Source organism: Thalassospira lucentensis (assembly GCF_032921865.1).
Taxonomy (GTDB): domain Bacteria; phylum Pseudomonadota; class Alphaproteobacteria; order Rhodospirillales; family Thalassospiraceae; genus Thalassospira; species Thalassospira lucentensis_A.
The window spans coordinates 3,606,003-3,625,082 of record NZ_CP136684.1; the positions used below are offsets into that span (position 1 = coordinate 3,606,003).

The window sequence follows — 19,080 nt, forward strand, 5'->3', positions numbered from 1 at the left end:
GTCAGTATTTCATCTGGTTTACATCAGACTACATGCAGCAAAACCGCAAGGATCGGTATGGTGATAATCGCGACAAGCGTGTGAACCGTAATGATGCTGGCCATCATCGGTGCGTCACCGCCCATCAGGCGGGCCAGTACAAACGCACTGGCCGAACAGGGGAGCCCTGCATAAAGCACAACTGCCGCCAGTTCCACCGGCGGCAGGCCGAGCAAAAGACAAAGCCCCGCTGCAATCGCCGGGCTGATGACGAGTTTGCCCAGTGTCGAAAACCCGACCGGCCCCCCGGCACGTCGTGCCGCCGAAAGATCAAGCCCCGCACCAACTGCCAGAAGCCCGATTGGCAATGCCGCACGCCCCAGAACTTCCAGAAACGGCCCGATCACCGGCGGCAGGCCAAATCCCGTCATATTGATCGCGATGCCCAAAACACACGCCATCAGCAACGGATTGCGCAGAACATCGCGCAAAAGCGACACCGCACCGGGAGTGCGTTCATTATCCCCCCAATGCGCGCAGGCCAGAACCGAAAGCACATTGACCGTCGGCACGACCAAGGCAACGCAAAGGGCAGTCACCGTCAATCCGGCTTCGCCAAGAAGGGCGGCGGCAACCGCAAGCCCGATATAGGTATTGGGTCGGATTGCCCCCTGAAACAGCGACGAAAAGGCCGGGTTGCTGACTTTCAGAACCGGTTTGGTGATCAGGATAAGAACGGTGCAGATGAAAACCGTGCCCAGCATTGCAGTCGCAATCCCCGCCAGCGGCAGGCTGCCCAGATCGGCCTGCGCAGTATTGGAAAACAGCAATGCCGGGAATGTCACATAATAGGTCAGCTTTTCCGCCCCGGGCCAGAACGCATCAGGCAGGAATTTGCGTTGCCGCAGGATGAAACCAAGCACGATCAGGGCAAAGGTCGGGATCAGGGCGGACAGGATGGCTAACATGGGGCGCTTTCGAAAATATCTTGCGGTACGATGGGCCGGTTATTAATCGGTTGTTATGTGATTTGCTGTGATGGTTTGCATTGCGACGGTCCTGTCTGACATCGTATCGACAAGACTGTTTGTTTCATTGCATGTCCATCCTGTGATAATGAGCATGGGTCAGATAATGCGTGCAACGCACTGATTTATCAATTGAAAGAAATTCCTGCGCTGTTAGCACTGCAAACAGGAATGCAATCAGGGGAATGCCCATGAGCCGCTCAATCGATCATCTGGTTTTATGTGTCAATGATCTTGATGTGGCCTGTGATGCCTATCGCAAGCTGGGCTTTACCGTCACCCCGCGCGCCAATCATCCGTTTGGCACCGGCAACGCCCTGATCCAGCTTGATGGCATGTATATCGAATTGCTTGCCGTGATCGAGCCGGAAAAAATCGCCGAAACCGATCTCGCAGCACCGTTTTCCTTCCCGATTTATAATCGCGATTATCTGCGTCAGCGTGAAGGCATGTCGATGCTCGCGCTGCAATCACGCGATGCGGAAAAAGACCGGGAGGCTTTCATTGCCGCCGGTGCCGCCGTTCCGCGTGTCTTCAAGTTCGAACGCGAAGCCACCCGCCCGGATGGTTCTCTGACCGATGTGGCATTTTCGCTTGCCTTTGCCAATCACCCGTTGCTGCGTCACGCCGTAACATTCGTTTGCCAGCATCGCCACCCGCCGCAGAATTTCTATTATCCGGAGTATCAGACGCATGCGAACGGGGCCTATGCGATTGGCAAGGTGTTCCTGATGCATTGGGCGGCCGACGCGGTATCGGATTTTGTTGCCGAAATCGGCACCGACAAGATTGTCGAAGCCCTTCACAGCGATGAAATGGTCACCCGTTTTGGCATTGATGATCCGCTTTTCCCGACCGACGGATTTGCCGGATACGAAATCATCGTTGACCGGATTGATGTCATCGCCGAGGCCGCCCAATCCATGGGGGCAATTCATAAGAAGGGGCGACTGATCCTGCCGCCATCCAAGTTCTTCGGGACCCTGATTGTCTTCAAGGCCAAAGAAAAAGCCGCCTGACATATCAGACGGCCTTATCGGAAATCTTGAAATGGCCCGGTTTGATCGGGCGAAAAATCAGGCGTCTTCGTCGCCGATTTCGTCCTCATCGTCATCGACCGGATTTTCATACGGATCGGTGTGAAGATTAAGGTTATCAAGCGCACCCTGGAGGATATAGGCCGCAGCCGTTTTATCGACAACTTCCGCACGGCGTTTGCGGGTCATGTCGACATCCTCGATCAGGATACGTTCAACCGCGTTGGTCGAAAGACGTTCATCCCAAAGCAGGATCGGCAGATCGATATAATTCTGCATTTCGTCGACAAAGGCATAAACCCGGTGGCAGGCCTTGCCGATCGTGCCGTCAAGCTCACGCGGAAAACCGATGATGATACCACCGACATTCTGTTTGGTGATGATCGCCGAAAGTTCGGCAATATCCCGCGTGAATTTCTTGCGCGAAATCAGCGAATAGGGGGACGCGATCTGTAGCCCGACATCCGAAAGGGCCACGCCAATGGTCTTGGTGCCGAGATCCAGCCCCAAAACGCGTGCTGCCGGTGTCAAGAACCGCAGCAATTCCTGTGTGTCATTGCAAATCATGGCGCCCTTATAGGTGCGTTGCCCGAAAAACGCCAGCGCATTTCAACCGGCGAAACGCAATACTGACATGCCTGAAACGTCGGTGAAAGCATGGCTTTGCCCCCGATGTCCGCCATGATCAGGTGGCAACTTTCCCAGCTGTTGGAAAAGTTGCCGAAATTGGCTGTCTCCGGCCCTTGCGGCGGGGGCAGCGGGGTGCTAGTTTCCGCGCTGTAATTTCAAGTTCCGGCAGGCTGCCTGCTTGCCGGGTGTTTTGTCATTCCTTAAGAGAGACTTTCATCCATGTCGTCTTTGGATAAGGAAACAGTTCGCAGGATCGCCTTTCTGTCGCGTATCAACGTGTCCGAAGAAGGGCTTGGCGAACTGGCGGGAGATTTGACCCGTATCCTCGATTTCGTCGAGGAACTGCAAGAAGTTGATGTCGAGGGTTGTGATCCCCTGACGTCGGTTGCCGATCTGACCCTGCCGATGCGCAAGGACGAAGTCACCGATGGCAATATCCAGCAAAAAGTGCTGTCAAACGCACCGATGACCGATGCTGGCTGTTTTGTTGTGCCGAAGGTGGTTGAATAATGACTGATCTGACAAATCTGACGCTTGCCGAGGCCCGCGACGGGCTGGCAAAGGGTGATTACACATCGGTCGAACTGACCGAAGCCCACATCAAATCGATGGAAGCGCACCGTAATCTGAACGCTTACATCACCGAAACCCCGGACAAGGCCATCGATATGGCCAAGGCTTCTGACGCCAAGCGCGCCAAGGGTGACGCGGGTAAAATGGAAGGCCTGCCGATTGCGATCAAGGATCTGTTCTGCACCGAAGGTGTCCAGACGACTGCGGCCTCGCACATCCTCGAAGGTTTCAAACCGGAATATGAATCCACCGTCACCACCAACCTGTTTAATAACGGCGCGGTGATGCTGGGCAAGGCCAACCTTGATGAATTTGCCATGGGGTCGTCCAATACGTCGTCCTATTATGGCAATGTCATCAACCCGTGGAAGGGCAAGGATGGCAAGGATCTGGTTCCGGGTGGCTCGTCTGGTGGTTCGGCTGCTGCTGTTGCCGCGGGCATGGCGCTGGCGGCGACCGGTACTGATACCGGTGGCTCGATCCGTCAACCGGCATCCTATTGCGGTATTGTAGGCCTGAAGCCGACCTATGGCCGTTGCTCGCGCTGGGGCATTGTTGCCTTTGCTAGCTCGCTTGATCAGGCCGGTCCGATGACCAAAACCGTTCGCGACGCTGCGATCATGCTGGGCGCAATGGCCGGTCACGACGCCAAGGACAGCACGTCTGCCCCGGTTGCGGTTCCTGATTTCGAAGCCGCCCTGACGGGTGACATTCGCGGCATGAAAATCGGTATTCCGAAAGAATACCGCGTCGATAACATGCCCGAAGAAATCAACAAGCTGTGGGATAACGGTATTGCGATGCTGCGCGATGCGGGTGCCGAAGTGGTCGATGTGACCCTGCCGCACACCAAATACGCGCTTGGCACCTATTATATCGTCGCTCCGGCCGAGGCATCCTCGAACCTTGCGCGTTATGACGGCCTGCGTTACGGCCAGCGCGTCATGGACGAAGGCGACAGCTTGGACGACATGTATATGAAGTCCCGTGCGGCTGGTTTCGGCAAGGAAGTCCAGCGCCGCATCATGATCGGCACCTATGTGCTGTCGGCTGGCTACTATGACGCTTACTACAACAAGGCGCTTAAAGTCCGTCGTCGCATTTACGAGGATTTCGCAACCGCATTCGGCACCGTTGATGCCATTCTGGCACCGACTGCACCGTCGGCGGCCTTTGCGATTGGTGAAAACGAAGACGATCCGGTCAAAATGTATCTGAACGACGTCTTTACCGTCCCTGCAAGCCTTGCAGGTCTTCCGGGCCTGTCCGTTCCGACGGGCCTGTCTGCCGAAGGTCTGCCGCTTGGTCTGCAGCTGATTGGTAAACCGTTTGACGAAGAAACCGTTCTGCGTGTCGGTGGCGTACTTGAAACTGCCGCCAACTTTACCGCGAAACCGGCCGGGCAGGAGGGCTGATCCATGACCTATATCATCGAAGGTTCAACCGGCCCTTGGGAAATCGTTGTCGGTCTGGAAGTCCACTGTCAGGTGGTTTCCAAATCCAAACTGTTTTCCGGTGCTTCGACCACATTTGGCAACGAACCGAACACCAATGTCAGCCTTGTTGACGCGGCCATGCCTGGCATGTTGCCGGTCATCAACGAGGAATGCGTGCGGCAAGCCGTCAAGACCGGCCTTGGCCTTAAAGCCAGGATCAATCTTGAAAGCGTCTTTGCGCGCAAGAACTACTTCTATGCCGATCTGCCGCAGGGCTATCAGATTTCGCAGTTCGACAAACCGATCGTCGGCGAGGGGACCATTATCCTCGATATGCCTGATGGCTCGACCAAATCGGTTGGCATTGAACGCCTGCATCTTGAACAGGATGCCGGTAAATCGATGCACGATCAGGATCCGAAATATTCGCATATCGATTTGAACCGTTCGGGCGTTGCCCTGATGGAAATCGTGTCCATGCCCGATATCCGCACTCCGGAAGAAGCCGGTGCATACCTGACCAAGCTGCGCGCGATCGTGCGTTACCTTGGCACGTGTGATGGCAACATGAACGAAGGTTCGATGCGCTGCGATGCCAACGTTTCGGTCCGTCGTCCGGGCGCTGAATTCGGCACGCGTTGCGAAATCAAGAACGTCAACTCCATCCGTTATGTGATGCAGGCGATCGAGATCGAAGCAAAACGTCAGGTCGAAGTCATCGAAGCCGGTGGCGAAATCGTTCAGGAAACCCGTCTTTACGATCCGCGTCTGGGTGAAACCCGTTCGATGCGGTCCAAGGAAATGGCACATGATTACCGCTATTTCCCGGATCCGGATTTGCTGCCGCTGGTATTCGATCAGGCATTCGTTTCCGAAATCGAAAAGACCCTGCCGGAACTCCCGGACGAGAAAAAAGCCCGCTTCATGCGCGAAAACGGCCTGTCGGCTTATGATGCCGGCGTTCTCGTTGCCGATCAGGAAAAGGCCGCCTATTACGAAGTCGTTGCCAAGGGGCGCGATGGCAAACTTGCCGCGAACTGGGTGATCACCAACCTGTTTGGTGCGCTCAACAAGCTGGAAGTTCCTGTCACCGAAAGCCCGGTCACGGCCGAAAATCTCGGCAAGCTTCTGGACCTGATTTCGGACGACACCATTTCGGGCCGTATTGCCAAGGACGTCTTTGAAATCATGATCGAAACCGGAAATGACCCGGAAAAGATCGTTGAAGAAAAAGGTCTGAAGCAGATCACCGATACCGGTGCGATTGAAACCGCGATTGACGAAGTCATTGCGGCCAACCCGGACAAGGTTCAGGAAATCCGCGACGGCAAGGATCGCATGCTCGGCTGGTTCGTTGGCCAGGTCATGAAATCCACGGGCGGCAAAGCCAACCCGGGCATGGTCAACCAGATGCTCCGCGACAAAATCCTCGGCTGATTTCAATCATCAGAAGATGTCCAAAAGCCGCCCGTTTCGATCTGAAACGGGCGGCTTTTTTTGGGGTTCGATGTGTCGCTAATCATCTTCAAAGTTAATGAGCCAAATACTGCCTGAAGATTTCATAAAACATATTTTTGTAGAATTGGGAGGCGTCGGAACTTTTGTCTTTAAATCACAAATTTGCTGCCTGTAAGAGTAGGTTCAGGTTTCTTGGAGATGGCTCAATACCCCGCTCCCTTTCTGCTTGCAGCATTTCATAGCTTAGACCAATAACGCGAGCCGCCTCCGATATGTCCCATGTCCTATTGTTTTGTGAGCGATAGGATTCAATTTCCTCGAGAATCATGCGTAGTAAATCAGCGTCAATCACGCGCGCTTGATCCTGCACTTCGCTTCTCAGCATGCTGCCTCTTCCTGTCAGCAACCAGCTTGCGTCTATGCCATTATCAACCAGTACAGCCAAAGATGATGCTTTTGGTTCATTTTTGTCCAGCTCGTAACGTTCCCACGATTTGCGTGTAAGTCCGGCAAGGTCTGCTGCTTCCGATGCACTAAGCCCTATATGCTTTCTTGCCTCTCTTATTCGCCCACTAAGGTTGGTTATCATAACTGCTGTTCCTGTATGGAATTGGAGTGTGAAGAATCAAAAAAACATAAACCTTTAGTTTATTTAGATTCTCAAAATTGATACTTTTGGGGTTTTGGTCTAAAAAAATACCATTAAAGGTATTTTTTCTTGATTTTGGTTTATTTATGTACCATTACTTCTCTGTCTTTGATGGTGTGTGCAGAGTGAACTTCAGTGCCAAACTGAAATGATCGCCTGTATCCGTGCATAAGCGATGTTTTGCCGGGGCGATATTTGGCATTCGCGATCTATCTGCGCTTGACTGTTAACTTTCCGACTGGGGTGTTGGTTAATCTCAAGCAAAGTGTGAGACGTGATTTACGCAGCTTGGCGAAGTGCTCAGGATGATCGTCGCACAGTGTTTATTTCCTGTAAGCATTCTGAAACCTTAGAAAACCTTCGTGATGACTTGAGGCAATTTCGCATATTTCATCTCAAGTTGCGTGCTGGCAGGTCATGTTCATTCAAAGCCATTGATTGCATGGGACAATTTTGCTCAGAGCGAAACAGTTTCCTCTGATTGCTGCGTGAAATGAATTCATTCTTTTGTATCAAGGCTCCCTCTAGATGTGTGGTCCTTTTTTGGGAGAACAATACTAAAGGATAGTTATTGGGGTGTGGGGTAGTAATATGGGGCTTCTAAAGCGAATTAAAATTGCCATCAAAGTTGCTGGCGGTTTTGGCGTGATGTTGGTTTTGATGATCACGGTGTCGGCGATCTGCGTTATTGCATTGATGGATGCAGACAGTAATTTCAACGAGTATCGGCAGATTGCACTGCAATCAAACCAAGCTTCACGTGTTCAGGCCAATATGCTTGAAGCTCGTGTTTCGGTTTTGAGTTTTCAGATGAAGCAGTCTCCTGAAGCTCTTGAAAACGCAAATCAAAGACTAGAAACAACCAAAAAGCTTAACGTCGAATTTTTGTCTCTTGTTAAAGACCCTGACTACCTTGAAAGTGCGAAAGCTGTGGATCAGGATATTGCGGCGTATGCTGCGGCGGTTCGCGCTTTAAGCGCAACCAAGGATCCTGCGGAACAACAACATATCGCTGAATCAATCCTGAACGTTCTGGGGCCAAAGGTTGCAAGCGACATCGAAGAACTCAAACTGTCCTTCAAAGCCAAACAGGATGATATTGGTCCGAAAGCAAAAGCAGAAAACGCTTTTGCCATTTCGCTTGCCACCATCATTTCTGCAATTGCTGTTGTGGTCGGTTTGGCCGCAGCGTGGCTAATCGGTGTTGGTATTTCACGACCGATTGTTACGATCACAAACTCGATGCGAGTTCTCGCCGGTGGTGACAAAACCATCGATATTCCAGGGCAGGATCACAAGGATGAAATCGGTGACATGGCAAAGGCTGTCTTGGTATTTAAAGAAAACATGATCAAGGCAGAGGAACTGGCCGCCCAGGAAGTAGAAGCTCAAAAGCAGCGCGAAGCCCGCTCCAGATTGATCGAAAAGCTAACTGGTGATTTTGAAGATGATGTATCGATCGTTCTGAAAACGGTCGCGGATACTGCGAGTGAAATGCAGCATACAGCGACATCAATGACGGCAACTGCGGAAGAAACCAGTCGTCAGTCAACGGTGGTTGCCGCGGCGGCCGAGCAGGCATCTAATAATGTTCAAACGGTTGCCAGTGCCTCCGAAGAATTGAGTGCATCGATCTCTGAAATCAGTCATCAGGTTACCCAGTCGTCCCGTGTGGCCGATAAGGCTGTTGCGGAAGCGCAAAGTACGAATGCACAAGTCCGAGGGCTTGCAGAAGCGGCCCAGAAAATTGGTGATGTTGTTGGTTTGATCAGTGATATTGCGGCTCAGACCAATCTTTTGGCACTGAATGCCACGATTGAAGCGGCCCGCGCAGGCGAAGCCGGCAAAGGTTTTGCCGTCGTTGCCGCGGAGGTCAAAAACCTTGCCAACGCCACGTCCAAGGCCACCGAAGAAATCACCAGTCAGATTTCTGCCATCCAGAGCGAAACAGAAGGTGCTGTTGTCGCCATTGATTCCATCGGAACAACCATCACCGAAATCAGCGAAATCGCATCGGCAATTGCCAGTGCGGTTGAGCAGCAAGGTGCCGCAACCGATGAAATCAATCGAAATGTCCAGGAAGCATCAGCTGGAACCGGCGAGGTAACGGTCAATATTCACGGCGTCAACGAAGCAGCGGCATCAACCGGTGCTGCGGCCGAGCAAGTGCTATCTGCCTCAAACAATATGTCTCAGCAAGCTGAAATACTGCTTCAGAAAGTCGAGACTTTCTTGTCGGCGGTAAAGGCAGCTTAAGCTGTCTGCGGCATTTCGCCAAAGTTCAGACCCAGATATGACTGATGAGCGCTAAACGAACTTCTATCAGCCTTATTTTTCAATGGTTAAGCTCGATTAATTTATGGGCTTAACCATTTTCTATGCGTATTGGCTTGTTGTCTGGTGAATTAATCCAGATGTTCCAGGTTTTTTGTAAGCTCACAGGTCAAATATCTTCCTAAGTGTCTGTGGTCCTGTAATCGCGCGGTGATGCACCAAGAATGCGTTTGAACATATTGCTGAACGCGGCGGGATTGTCATAGCCAAGGTCCATCGCAATCGTTGTCACGGCTTCGCCGGCGGCCAGTCTTGGCAGGGCGGCAAGGATGCAGGCCTGTTGACGCCATTCGACAAAGCTTGATCCGGTTTCCTTGCGAAACTGTCGGGTAAAGCTTCGGCGGCTCATACCCAGATGATGGCACCAGTCATCAATGGTTTCATGCGGGGTCGGGGAGGCCAGAAACGCCCGACATTTTTTCCGTAATCCCGCCTGTTCTGGCAACGGAAGCGACAGCGGAAGGACCGGCAACCGTTTGATTTCATGTTCAATCAGCGCCATCAATGCACCATCACGGCCCGCCATGTCATATTCCGGCGGGACGGTAACCGCTTCGATCAGCAAATGGCGCATCAGCGATGAAATGCCGACCACCTTGCATTGGTTGTCTGTATCCCCAAGCCGATCCGGGCGCAGATAAAGCGACCGCATTTTGACATCGCCAAACAGGCGGACTTCATGGATCACCCCGGCGGGAATCAGCATGCCGCGCTGTGGCGGCATCATCCATGCGCCTTGCGGGGTTGATGCCATCAAAACCCCGGTCATGCCATACAGCAACTGATCGCGATCATGGCGATGGGCGGCAATCACGTGACCGTCGGGATAATCCGTACCCAATGCGATAACCGGTCTTGGAACTTCGCGAAAAGATGACATCGATGCCTGCCTATGATGATTGGCCCAGTCTGGTAATAAATTGACCCTAACGCGGTGGTGGGCCGTTTTGCAATTTTTATAATGACGATCAACGCACCAAGGCGTGCGTTTAATGTCATTTCAACGAGGTCCCCGATGAACGAAGCCGTTCTCAACCGACCGCAAGTCTCCCGAACCGTTTTGCCGGTTCTGGGTGCGGCCAGTTTCTGTCATTTGCTGAACGATATGATCCAGTCGCTATTTGTCGCGGCTTATCCGGTGTTCAAGGGCGGCTTTGATCTATCGTTTGCGCAGCTCGGTCTATTGACCCTGACCTATCAGGTGACGGCATCACTGTTGCAGCCCTTTATCGGCCATTTCACCGATCGTCGGCCGCAACCTTATTCCCTGCCGTTTGGTATGGGGATGTCGATGGCGGGGCTTCTGGTGCTGTCCTCGGCAACCAGTTTTGCGATGCTGCTTGTGGGCAGTGCGATGCTCGGCGTGGGATCATCGATCTTTCACCCGGAATCCTCGCGTCTGGCGCGTCTGGCATCGGGCGGGGCGCATGGCTTTGCGCAGTCGCTGTTTCAGGTGGGCGGCAATGTCGGTTCAGCCATCGGGCCGTTGCTGGTGGTCGCAGTGGTTTTGCCGCACGGACAGGGCAGTCTGGCATGGTTTGCCTTTGCTGCATTGGCCGGTGTTGTGATCCTGGCGCTGCTCGGGCGCTGGTATAAACGCAACGGCCATGCCGTGCGCCGCCCGCGTGTTGTTCATCTGGCGGCAAATCTTCCGGCCCGACGCCAGGTGATTGGCGGCCTTCTGGTTCTGTTCTGTCTGATGCTGTCGAAATGGTTCTATCTTGCCAGCTTCACCAGCTATTACGTCTTTTACCTCATGGAAAAATTCCCGCTGTCAGAAGGCGACGCCCAGATTTATCTGTTCATTTTTCTGGCCTCGGTCGCGGCGGGGACGCTGATCGGTGGATCGGTTGGCGACCGGATTGGCCGCAAAAAGGTGATTTGGGGATCGATCCTTGGGGCACTGCCCTTTGCGCTGATCCTGCCCTATGTCGGGTTGGGGGCAACCGTGATGCTCTCGATTGCCATCGGTCTTATCCTGTCATCGGCCTTTTCGGCGATTGTGGTCTATGCGCAGGAACTTGTGCCGGGGCGCATTGGCATGATTTCCGGTCTGTTCTTCGGCCTTGCCTTCGGACTTGGCGGGATTGGCGCGGCCATTCTTGGCGTGATGGCCGATCATTTCGGGCTGGGGCCGGTCTATCAGTTTTGCGCGTGGTTACCAGCCATCGGCTTCCTTACGATTTTCCTGCCCGATATCGAACACGGACCTAATGCCTGAATGCTGGATACCGAAACAAAAAAGGCCGCCCATAGGGGCGGCCTTTTCATTGGTGTTATGCGCGATCAGGCCAGTTCACGGGCTGGGTAACCGGCATCGTCAATGGCGGCGATCAGGGCTGCGACATCGGGATTGCCGGTCACGGTTACTTCGCCCTTGGCCAGGTCGATATCGGCTTTTTCAACGCCCGAAACGCCTTCGACGGCTTTGGTAACAGTTGCGGCGCAATGGCCGCAGCTCATTTCATCGACTTTCAGTTTCAGCATTCCGGTGGCTCCATCATTCAGGATTCGTTGATCCGACTATGGGGTTTCCAGTCGCTGGAAGGTCAAGCGATTATTTACCCAGCAATCTGACAACCGCGTCGGCGGCAGCATCGCTTGATGCCGGGTTCTGGCCGGTCACCAGTTTGCCATCGACAACCGCATAGGATGCCCACATATCACCGCGTTCATAAAGACCGCCCTGTTTGGTGAATTCGTCCTCGATCAGAAGCGGCACGACCTTTTCAAGGCCGACGGCCTTTTCCTCGTCATTGGTGAAGCCGGTGACTTTTTTGCCCGCCACCAGCGGCTTGCCGTCTTTGGTTTTGGCATTCACGAATGCTGCCGGGCCGTGGCAGACAGCGGCAACCGGTTTGTCCTGTGCGACGAATGCCTCGATCAATGCGATGGATTTGGCATCAATCGCCAGATCCCAAAGCGGCCCGTGACCGCCGGGATAAAACAGTGCGTCATAGTCATCGGCTTTCAGGCCATCAAGTTTCACGGTGTTGGCGAATGCTTTCTGGGCGTCGGCATCGCCTTCAAACCGTTTGGTCGCCTCGGTCAGGGCATCGGGAACCTGGCTGTTGGGATCAAGCGGCGGCTGACCACCCTTGGGGGATGCCAGCGTGATATCGGCACCGGCATCGCGGAACCGGAAATAGGGGGCAGCAAGTTCTTCCAGCCAGATACCGGTTTTGTGGCCGGTATCGCCCATTTTGTCGTGGGACGTCACAATCATCAGAATACGCATCGTTTTGGTCCTCGATATGTGAATAGGATTTGCACCAAAGATAGGATGCTGATCTAATTTGCGAAAGGTCGAAGAATTGGACAGATTGTCAAATTAAATGAGCGTATGAAATGTCGGCACTGGATGAAGTTCGGGCAATGATGATTTTCGCCCGCGTAGTCGAGGATGGCGGGTTTTCTGCCGCGGCGCGCAAGATGGGGCTGAGCCGTGCTGCGGTATCCCATCAGATCCGGCAGCTTGAAGCCAAACTTGGCGTGCCCCTGCTTCGGCGCAGCACGCGTAATTTCAGCCTGACCGATGCCGGAACGCGTTATTACGACAGTTGCCGGACGATTGCGCTGGAGGCAGAGGCAGCCCGCAAGCGGGTCGAAGTCCTGCGTGACGAGCCGGTCGGCAAGATATCGATCACCTCATCGGTCCATCTGGGCACACTTCGGATCGTGCCGATCCTTGACCGGTTTCGCCAGACCTATCCGGGGGTGGCGATTGATGTTCATCTGTCTGAAGAGGTTGTCGATCTGATCGGGCGGGGGATTGATATCGGCATCCGGTCCGGGCCGCTCAAAAGCTCGGACCTTAAAAGTTTCAAGCTCTATCAGACCCACCGGATCATTGCGGCGTCGGCGGGGTGTGTTGCGCGTGCAGGTCTGCCCGAAACCCCCGAACAGCTCGCCGATCATGACTGGGTGATGTATAGCCGGGTTCCTGAAACCCTGCGTCTGACCTGCGATGATCAGGAAAAATCCATTCGGGTCTCGGGCAGTGTTCGGGTTGATAATGCAACCGCCCGCCTGCAATTCCTGCGCGGCGGGCACGGGCTTGCGGTTGTGCCGTTTTGCGATATTGCCGATGAAATTGCGCGTGGTGATCTGGTGCATGTATTGCCGAACTGCAAACTGCCCGATCTTGAAGTTTTCGCCGTGTTTCCGGCTGGTGTGACGCGCAGTGCGAAAATCCAGTCGCTGCTTGATTTCATGCGTCGCGAATTGCGCGACATCGATATGGGCCGCAATGGCGGATAACCGGTTTTGGCTGCTGTTGTCATATTGATCAATCCTGATTGATCGGCTATTCCCCAATAACGCTCTTCAGGGGGAACCATGGCCAAGCTGTTCTTTTATTATTCGTCGATGAATGCGGGCAAATCGACGACGCTTTTGCAATCCAGCTTCAACTATCAGGAACGCGGCATGCAGACGCTTCTGCTAACCGTGGCGTTTGATGATCGTTTTGGTGTTGGCAAGATCGCATCGCGCATTGGCCTTGAAGCCCCGGCCGTCTTGTTTGACGGCAATACCGACCTGTGTGCCCTGATCGGGGAAAAGCTTGATGAAGGCCGGATTGATTGCGTGCTGGTGGACGAGGCGCAGTTTCTGACCAAGGATCAGGTCTGGCAGCTTTCCGATGTCGCCGACAAGCTTGGCGTGCCGGTGCTGTGCTATGGCATCCGTACCGATTTTCAGGGGCAGCTTTTCGAAGGCTCGAAATGGCTTCTGGCCTGGGCCGACAAACTAAGCGAGCTTAAGACAATCTGCCATTGCGGACGCAAGGCCGGGATGGTTCTGCGCGTTGATGAAAACGGCAATACCGTGCGCGAGGGGGCCCAGGTCGAAATCGGCGGCAATGATCGCTATGTCTCCGTCTGCCGTCAGCACTTCAAGGAAGCGATGGGTAAATAAGCCACCCGAATCTCTATTCTTCACAAAAAATGTTTAATCACATCGATTGTTCATTTTTACTCAGGAATAGATCAGGGTTGCGATTTCCGGTGCGATCAGCTTGTAAGCCACCAGCCACATCACCGCACAGGTTACGCCATCAATGATTTTCCAGGTAATTGGCCGTGCGACATAGGGCGCCAGCCACGCCGCGCCAAGGGCGATGGCAAAGAACCAGACAAAGCTCGCACTCATCGCGCCAAGCGCAAAGGTCAGCCGTTCCTCGGCGGGGAACTGCCCGCCAATCCCGCCCAGCATGACAACGGTATCAAGATAGACATGCGGGTTCAAAAGGGTTACAGCCAGTGTGGTCGATAGAACCGCCTTCCAGCCCGTCTGCCTGACATCGCTTTCTGACAGGGTTTCGGTTTTAAACAGGCGTCTCAGCGCCGCAAACCCGTACCAGATCAGAAAGGCCGCACCGCCCCATGCCGCGACTTTGGTTAGGATCGGGTAGGTGGCAACCAGCGTTCCCAGGCCGGCGACCCCGGCGGCAATCAGCACGGCATCACACAGCGCACAGATGAACGCGACCATTGCCGGATGGTTTCGGCGCAATCCTTGCCCCAACACAAAGGCGTTCTGTGCCCCGATCGCAATGATCAACCCGCCGCCAAGGCCAAATCCGGTCGCAAAGGTCAGAAGCATTTTTCATTCCGCAAAATCGTTGTCGATGCGGCAGGGATAGCAGTTTTGAGAAATAAGAAAATAGAATTATAATGATATAGCATTAGAAAATTTTATGAACGGAATGCGCGGGGTAACGTATGGCCAGCCCCGGTATCGTGCTGTTCGGAAGCTGTTTTAGGCATCACAGTAGTTAGTCGTGACGACAGGTGGCAGTTCTGATGGGGCGATCCATCCTTGGTGGCAGGCGAGTCTGCTTCGTGTCCGTGATGCATTATTGGTGGCAGGTGATCCATTGATGAATATGTGTGTGTCTGGTGGATGAAGTTGGGATAATAAAATGATCGATTACAAGCTGTTGCAGGCCAGTGCCGAGGTGATCCGGCATGGCAGTTTTGAGAAGGCGGCGCGGGATCTTGGCCTGACGCAGTCGGCCATATCCCAGCGGGTCAAGTTGCTGGAAGACCGGTTGGGGCAGCCATTGATCATCCGGTCCAAACCGATTGCCGCGACCGATGCGGGCAAGCGGCTGTTGCAGCATTATCAGCGGGTCAGCCTGCTTGAGCAGGAATTATATGATGAACTGCCAAAGCTGCATTCGGCCAGCCGTTCCGGCCAGATCGCGATTGCGGTCAATGCCGACAGTCTGGCGACCTGGTTTGTCAAAGTTCCCAAAAGGTTATTTCACGAGCTTGACCTGCTGGTGCATCTGACGGTCGATGACGAGGCCCTTAATCACGAGGCGCTTCAGGCTGGTACCGTGCTGGGCGCGGTCAGTTTACGGCCCGATCCGATACAGGGATGCCGGGTGCGGCCATTGGGGGCGATGCGCTATATCATGGTGGTAGCGCCGGAATTCCGGGACCGTTATTTTGCCAATGGGGTGACGGCGGATGCGTTGCGATCCTGTCCGGCGGTGAATTTTTCGCGCCATGACGAATTGCAAAACCAGTTCTTAAACAGGTATTTCGGATTGGTCCCAGGGGAATTTCCGGCCCATACGGTGCCAAGTTCACAAGGTTTCGTTACCGTGGCCGAGCATGGTATCGCCTATGCCGTGGTTGAGGAGCATCAGGCGGCGGAAGGTTTACAGAGCGGACGGTTGGTGCAGCCATGCCCGCATGTAATCGAACGGCCGCTTTATTGGCATCACTGGAATATGCAAAGCGGATTGCTGTCGCAGGTCAACGAGATCGTTCTGGGTGAAGCGCGCCATTATTTGCCCCAAATCGGGAACTAAAGGGTTGGGATCGCGTTTATTTTCGGTTTTCGCCATATGGCATAAGGACGATCCGATTTGCCAATCAGATTTGACAGGGGATGAATTCTGCCGCTTACTCACATGACTTCCAGACTGTGCGCTAACGCCTTATGGAAACAGGAAGATTGAATGTCGCATCGCCTTGTTGCCTGTGAACATTGCGATTACCTGCATGTTGAAGACGACATCCCGCCGGGCTTTGTGGCGCGGTGCGTACGCTGCGGGTCGCCCTTGTATCAGGCGCAGAAGGGCACTGTGGAACGGCCGCTGGCCTTCGCCATTACCGCACTTGTCCTGTTTCTGATTGCCAATTCATTTCCGATCCTGACCTTTGCCATGGAAGGGCGCACCGAAAGCAACACGCTGCTGAGCGGGGTTGCAACCTTCTGGCAGGAAGGTTTTCCGTTTCTGGCCTTTATGGTCGCGTTAACATCAATTGCGGCCCCGCTGATGTTGATCGGGGCGTATATCTATGTTCTTGCACCGCTTTATTTCGGCTTTGTCGTGCCGGGCCTGCGGGCGGTCTGGCGGGTTTTGGCGGTGATCCGGCCCTGGTCGATGCTGGATGTGTTCCTGATCGGGCTTCTGGTCGCGCTGACCAAGCTGACGGATTTTGCAGATGTCATTGCCGGGCCTGCCTTTTATGCGGTTTGTCTGCTGATCCCGGCGACATTGCTGATGAGTACGACGCTGGATCCAAGGACCATCTGGCGGCGACTGGCGCCGGAAAATTTGCGCTATGCGACGCTTGAGGATCTGGAAGAGCTGCGTGCCAATGCCGGGCAGACAAAGGCAACCGGCTGGATGACCTGCGAAACATGCGCGTTTGTCGTAACCGATAGTGCGGCACGGGAAACCGGCGGGAAATGTCCACGATGCGGGACGCATCTGCATCATCGCAAGGCAGGAGGCCTGTCGCGGGCGTGGGCGCTTCTGGTGGCGGCGATGGTGCTTTATATCCCGGCCAATATTTTCCCGATCATGACGATCACATATCTGGGACGCGCAAAATCCGATACCATCCTGTCGGGGGTGGCGGTTTTGATGCAGTCGGGTGAATGGCCGATTGCGATTGTTGTTTTTACGGCCAGCATCGTGGTGCCGATCCTGAAAATCGTGCTGTTGGGGTGGGTTTATGTTGCAACAGGGTTGGAATTGAGCGGGCCGCTTCGGCAGCGGACGCTGGTCTACCGGATCACGGAACTGATCGGCCGGTGGTCGATGGTTGATGTGTTCATGGTTTCGATACTGGCAGCACTTGTGAAATTGGGTAACATTGCAACCGTTGCACCGGGATTTGGTGCCGTGGCCTTCTGTGCCGTGGTCATTCTGACCATGCTGTCGGCGATGGCGTTTGATCCACGGCTGATCTGGGATCGGGCGGGAATGCAAAAGGAACAGGGGATGTCATCATGACGGACGACACCAGCCGGAATGCCGATCAGGGGCAGCCGGGCAGGCCCGAGGTGAAAAAGGCATTTCAGAACCTGCCGGTTATCTGGATCGTGCCGATTGTCGCGTTGATCATTGGCGGCTGGCTGTTATGGCGCGAAGCGTCGGCCAAGGGCCCGGAAATCACCGTAACATTTGAATCGGCCGAAGGACTGACAGCGGGCAAAACCGCGGTGCGGTATCGTGATGTCGATGTCGGGCAGGTGACCGAAATCAATCTGAGCAAGGATTTTGACCATGTCGTGCTGACCCTGCGCATGACTTCGGATTTCGAGCCCTATCTGACTGAGAACACCAAATTCTGGGTGGTGCGCCCGCGTGTTTCTGCACAGGGTATTTCCGGCCTGCAAACCATCGTTTCAGGCGCCTATATCGAAGTTGTACCCGATAAATCGGGCAAGGAAGCGCGCGAATTTACCGGATCGGAAGAACCGGAATATGTGCCCGATGGTACGGATGGTACACGCTTTATCCTGATGGCGGAGGAGCTCGGTTCGGTCGCGTCGGGAACCCCGGTTCTGCTGCGCGGGGTCGAGGTTGGCGAGGTCCTTGATACCAACCTGGATTCCGCCGCCGAAAAGGTGTCTATCCCGATCTATATTCGTAAACCGTTTGATGCATTGGTCAAGCGCGATACACGGTTCTGGAATTCAAGCGGCATCAGCCTTGATCTGAATGCGGAAGGTTTTTCGGTGCGTGCACAATCGGTGCGCTCAGTGTTGGCTGGCGGGATCAATTTCTATACGCCGGAAGAAAGCCTTAATTCCGAAACAGCGAAATCCGATACGGTATTCCGGCTTAATGATAATCGCAAACAGGCGGAAATTCTGGCACATGGCATCACTCAGAAATACATGCTGTATTTCAATTCATCCGTTCGGGGGCTGACGCCGGGGGCACCGGTGGAATTCAACGGCATCCGTGTGGGTACGGTCAACAGCGTCAATCTGGAATATGTTGTGCCGAACCAGTCATTCCGGGTGCCGGTCGAAGTCACGCTGGAACCGGAACGGGTACAGATGGTTGGTGGGCAGAATCCCGAAAATACCGACTATGCGCAGATCATGGATATTCTGGTCGAGCGCGGCTTGCGGGCGCGTCTGAAAACCGGAAGCTTTATCACCGGTCAACTGTTTGTCGATCTTGGCATGTATCCGGTGACACCTGCCCGGTATCTGGGTGACGGGCAGGCGAGAATTCCCGAACTGCCGACATTGCCGCAGAAAATAGACGAGATCAGCAATTCGTTGTCCTCGCTGCTTGAAAAGGTCGAGACATTCCCGATTGAGGAAATCGGTATTCGCCTGCTGGGAACTGTCGAGGGAATGGAGAATATCGTTACATCACCGGCAATCATCGAAGGAATGGATAGCCTGAAACAGGCTGCTGCCGGGGTGAACCAGCTTGTGACGAACCTTGATACCAGCGTATTGCCGGCAACCCAGAAAGCACTGGAAACCGCGCAGGTTGCGCTTGGAGGGGTGCGTGATGTGACCTCGCCCAGTTCGCCGGTCCGCTATAATTTCGAGGAAACCATGAAGGAATTGTCGGCAGCAGCCCGGTCGTTGCGTGATCTTGCCGAATTCCTTGAACAAAATCCGAATGCCCTGATCCTGGGCAAACCGGGCCGCCGGGAGGAAGAATGATGCAGGAATTGCAG

At 54.1% G+C, this 19,080-nt stretch carries 18 protein-coding genes; 11 read left to right on the forward strand and 7 right to left on the reverse strand.

The annotated features are described in order from the left end of the window. Positions 1-23 precede the first annotated feature (23 nt). Complete coding sequence (locus R1T41_RS17425; RefSeq protein ID WP_209222370.1) at positions 24-947, reverse strand: AEC family transporter; 924 nt, start codon at positions 945-947, stop codon at positions 24-26. 251 nt (positions 948-1,198) lie between these two features. Here R1T41_RS17425 and R1T41_RS17430 point away from each other — a divergent pair, with 251 nt between their 5' ends. Further along, positions 1,199-2,026 (forward strand): VOC family protein, encoded by an 828-nt coding sequence (locus tag R1T41_RS17430; RefSeq protein ID WP_317338184.1) that lies wholly within the window; start codon positions 1,199-1,201, stop codon positions 2,024-2,026. A gap of 57 nt (positions 2,027-2,083) precedes the next feature. On the opposite strand, the gene ruvX is transcribed toward R1T41_RS17430, so the two are convergent. Next, a complete protein-coding gene (ruvX, locus tag R1T41_RS17435; protein WP_317338188.1) occupies positions 2,084-2,611 on the reverse strand; it encodes a Holliday junction resolvase RuvX in 528 nt (175 codons plus the stop codon). A 282-nt stretch (positions 2,612-2,893) separates the two neighbouring features. Between ruvX and gatC the strand changes: the two genes are divergently transcribed. The 3 genes from gatC to gatB are packed head-to-tail and all read left to right on the forward strand — an operon-like array spanning position 2,894 to position 6,120. Continuing rightward, complete coding sequence (gatC, locus tag R1T41_RS17440) at positions 2,894-3,184, forward strand: Asp-tRNA(Asn)/Glu-tRNA(Gln) amidotransferase subunit GatC (RefSeq protein ID WP_007089905.1); 291 nt, start codon at positions 2,894-2,896, stop codon at positions 3,182-3,184. After that, a complete protein-coding gene (gene gatA / locus R1T41_RS17445) occupies positions 3,184-4,662 on the forward strand; it encodes an Asp-tRNA(Asn)/Glu-tRNA(Gln) amidotransferase subunit GatA (RefSeq protein ID WP_317338191.1) in 1,479 nt (492 codons plus the stop codon). Before gatC ends, gatA begins: the two co-directional genes overlap by 1 nt. Positions 4,663-4,665: 3 nt before the next feature. Next, positions 4,666-6,120: an Asp-tRNA(Asn)/Glu-tRNA(Gln) amidotransferase subunit GatB gene (gene gatB / locus R1T41_RS17450; protein WP_114110317.1), complete on the forward strand. Its 1,455-nt coding sequence runs from the start codon at positions 4,666-4,668 to the stop codon at positions 6,118-6,120. A 175-nt stretch (positions 6,121-6,295) separates the two neighbouring features. On the opposite strand, the gene R1T41_RS17455 is transcribed toward gatB, so the two are convergent. Then, positions 6,296-6,730 (reverse strand): helix-turn-helix transcriptional regulator, encoded by a 435-nt coding sequence (locus R1T41_RS17455; RefSeq protein WP_317338193.1) that lies wholly within the window; start codon positions 6,728-6,730, stop codon positions 6,296-6,298. 651 nt (positions 6,731-7,381) lie between these two features. On the opposite strand from R1T41_RS17455, the gene R1T41_RS17460 reads away from it, so the two are divergent. Then, positions 7,382-9,046, forward strand: a complete 1,665-nt coding sequence (locus R1T41_RS17460) for a methyl-accepting chemotaxis protein (RefSeq protein WP_317338195.1) — start codon at positions 7,382-7,384, stop codon at positions 9,044-9,046. 199 nt (positions 9,047-9,245) lie between these two features. Here the strand turns inward: R1T41_RS17460 and R1T41_RS17465 are convergent, their stop codons facing one another. Beyond that, positions 9,246-10,004, reverse strand: coding sequence for a helix-turn-helix transcriptional regulator (locus R1T41_RS17465; RefSeq protein WP_317338197.1), 759 nt, complete (start codon positions 10,002-10,004; stop codon positions 9,246-9,248). Between the two features lie 135 nt (positions 10,005-10,139). Here R1T41_RS17465 and R1T41_RS17470 point away from each other — a divergent pair, with 135 nt between their 5' ends. After that, on the forward strand, positions 10,140-11,345 hold the full coding sequence (locus tag R1T41_RS17470) for an MFS transporter (RefSeq protein WP_317338199.1): 1,206 nt from the start codon (positions 10,140-10,142) through the stop codon (positions 11,343-11,345). 65 nt (positions 11,346-11,410) lie between these two features. Here the strand turns inward: R1T41_RS17470 and R1T41_RS17475 are convergent, their stop codons facing one another. After that, on the reverse strand, positions 11,411-11,611 hold the full coding sequence (locus tag R1T41_RS17475; RefSeq protein WP_007089898.1) for a heavy-metal-associated domain-containing protein: 201 nt from the start codon (positions 11,609-11,611) through the stop codon (positions 11,411-11,413). Positions 11,612-11,681: 70 nt separating this feature from the next. Further along, the gene (locus R1T41_RS17480) at positions 11,682-12,362 is read right to left on the reverse strand and encodes a type 1 glutamine amidotransferase domain-containing protein (protein ID WP_062959748.1); all 681 of its coding nucleotides are present in this window, start codon (positions 12,360-12,362) and stop codon (positions 11,682-11,684) included. A 110-nt stretch (positions 12,363-12,472) separates the two neighbouring features. On the opposite strand from R1T41_RS17480, the gene R1T41_RS17485 reads away from it, so the two are divergent. Both R1T41_RS17485 and R1T41_RS17490 read left to right on the forward strand, forming a co-directional pair. Beyond that, on the forward strand, positions 12,473-13,384 hold the full coding sequence (locus tag R1T41_RS17485; RefSeq protein ID WP_317338203.1) for a LysR family transcriptional regulator: 912 nt from the start codon (positions 12,473-12,475) through the stop codon (positions 13,382-13,384). A 78-nt stretch (positions 13,385-13,462) separates the two neighbouring features. Further along, the gene (locus tag R1T41_RS17490) at positions 13,463-14,041 is read left to right on the forward strand and encodes a thymidine kinase (protein WP_007089895.1); all 579 of its coding nucleotides are present in this window, start codon (positions 13,463-13,465) and stop codon (positions 14,039-14,041) included. A 60-nt stretch (positions 14,042-14,101) separates the two neighbouring features. On the opposite strand, the gene R1T41_RS17495 is transcribed toward R1T41_RS17490, so the two are convergent. Beyond that, on the reverse strand, positions 14,102-14,728 hold the full coding sequence (locus tag R1T41_RS17495) for a LysE/ArgO family amino acid transporter (RefSeq protein WP_317338206.1): 627 nt from the start codon (positions 14,726-14,728) through the stop codon (positions 14,102-14,104). A 319-nt stretch (positions 14,729-15,047) separates the two neighbouring features. Here R1T41_RS17495 and R1T41_RS17500 point away from each other — a divergent pair, with 319 nt between their 5' ends. The 3 genes from R1T41_RS17500 (at position 15,048) to R1T41_RS17510 (ending at position 19,066) form a co-directional block, all read left to right on the forward strand. Further along, positions 15,048-15,947 carry a LysR family transcriptional regulator ArgP gene (locus R1T41_RS17500; RefSeq protein ID WP_317338209.1) on the forward strand — a complete coding sequence of 300 codons (900 nt, stop codon included), beginning with the start codon at positions 15,048-15,050 and terminating at the stop codon, positions 15,945-15,947. Positions 15,948-16,097: 150 nt separating this feature from the next. Further along, positions 16,098-17,384 carry a paraquat-inducible protein A gene (locus R1T41_RS17505; protein WP_317338211.1) on the forward strand — a complete coding sequence of 429 codons (1,287 nt, stop codon included), beginning with the start codon at positions 16,098-16,100 and terminating at the stop codon, positions 17,382-17,384. Continuing rightward, positions 17,381-19,066 (forward strand): intermembrane transport protein PqiB, encoded by a 1,686-nt coding sequence (locus R1T41_RS17510; protein ID WP_317338213.1) that lies wholly within the window; start codon positions 17,381-17,383, stop codon positions 19,064-19,066. The genes R1T41_RS17505 and R1T41_RS17510 overlap by 4 nt, the downstream gene beginning before the upstream one ends. The last annotated feature ends 14 nt before the right edge of the window (positions 19,067-19,080 follow it).

Bases quoted from the DNA above. Each gene is read 5' to 3' on its own strand.
- R1T41_RS17425 (WP_209222370.1), bottom strand. From the start codon at position 947: ATGTTAGCCATCCTGTCCGCCCTGATCCCGACCTTTGCCCTGATCGTG.
- R1T41_RS17430 (WP_317338184.1), top strand. From the start codon at position 1,199: ATGAGCCGCTCAATCGATCATCTGGTTTTATGTGTCAATGATCTTGAT.
- ruvX (WP_317338188.1), bottom strand. From the start codon at position 2,611: ATGATTTGCAATGACACACAGGAATTGCTGCGGTTCTTGACACCGGCA.
- gatC (WP_007089905.1), top strand. From the start codon at position 2,894: ATGTCGTCTTTGGATAAGGAAACAGTTCGCAGGATCGCCTTTCTGTCG.
- gatA (WP_317338191.1), top strand. From the start codon at position 3,184: ATGACTGATCTGACAAATCTGACGCTTGCCGAGGCCCGCGACGGGCTG.
- gatB (WP_114110317.1), top strand. From the start codon at position 4,666: ATGACCTATATCATCGAAGGTTCAACCGGCCCTTGGGAAATCGTTGTC.
- R1T41_RS17455 (WP_317338193.1), bottom strand. From the start codon at position 6,730: ATGATAACCAACCTTAGTGGGCGAATAAGAGAGGCAAGAAAGCATATA.
- R1T41_RS17460 (WP_317338195.1), top strand. From the start codon at position 7,382: ATGGGGCTTCTAAAGCGAATTAAAATTGCCATCAAAGTTGCTGGCGGT.
- R1T41_RS17465 (WP_317338197.1), bottom strand. From the start codon at position 10,004: ATGTCATCTTTTCGCGAAGTTCCAAGACCGGTTATCGCATTGGGTACG.
- R1T41_RS17470 (WP_317338199.1), top strand. From the start codon at position 10,140: ATGAACGAAGCCGTTCTCAACCGACCGCAAGTCTCCCGAACCGTTTTG.
- R1T41_RS17475 (WP_007089898.1), bottom strand. From the start codon at position 11,611: ATGCTGAAACTGAAAGTCGATGAAATGAGCTGCGGCCATTGCGCCGCA.
- R1T41_RS17480 (WP_062959748.1), bottom strand. From the start codon at position 12,362: ATGCGTATTCTGATGATTGTGACGTCCCACGACAAAATGGGCGATACC.
- R1T41_RS17485 (WP_317338203.1), top strand. From the start codon at position 12,473: ATGTCGGCACTGGATGAAGTTCGGGCAATGATGATTTTCGCCCGCGTA.
- R1T41_RS17490 (WP_007089895.1), top strand. From the start codon at position 13,463: ATGGCCAAGCTGTTCTTTTATTATTCGTCGATGAATGCGGGCAAATCG.
- R1T41_RS17495 (WP_317338206.1), bottom strand. From the start codon at position 14,728: ATGCTTCTGACCTTTGCGACCGGATTTGGCCTTGGCGGCGGGTTGATC.
- R1T41_RS17500 (WP_317338209.1), top strand. From the start codon at position 15,048: ATGATCGATTACAAGCTGTTGCAGGCCAGTGCCGAGGTGATCCGGCAT.
- R1T41_RS17505 (WP_317338211.1), top strand. From the start codon at position 16,098: ATGTCGCATCGCCTTGTTGCCTGTGAACATTGCGATTACCTGCATGTT.
- R1T41_RS17510 (WP_317338213.1), top strand. From the start codon at position 17,381: ATGACGGACGACACCAGCCGGAATGCCGATCAGGGGCAGCCGGGCAGG.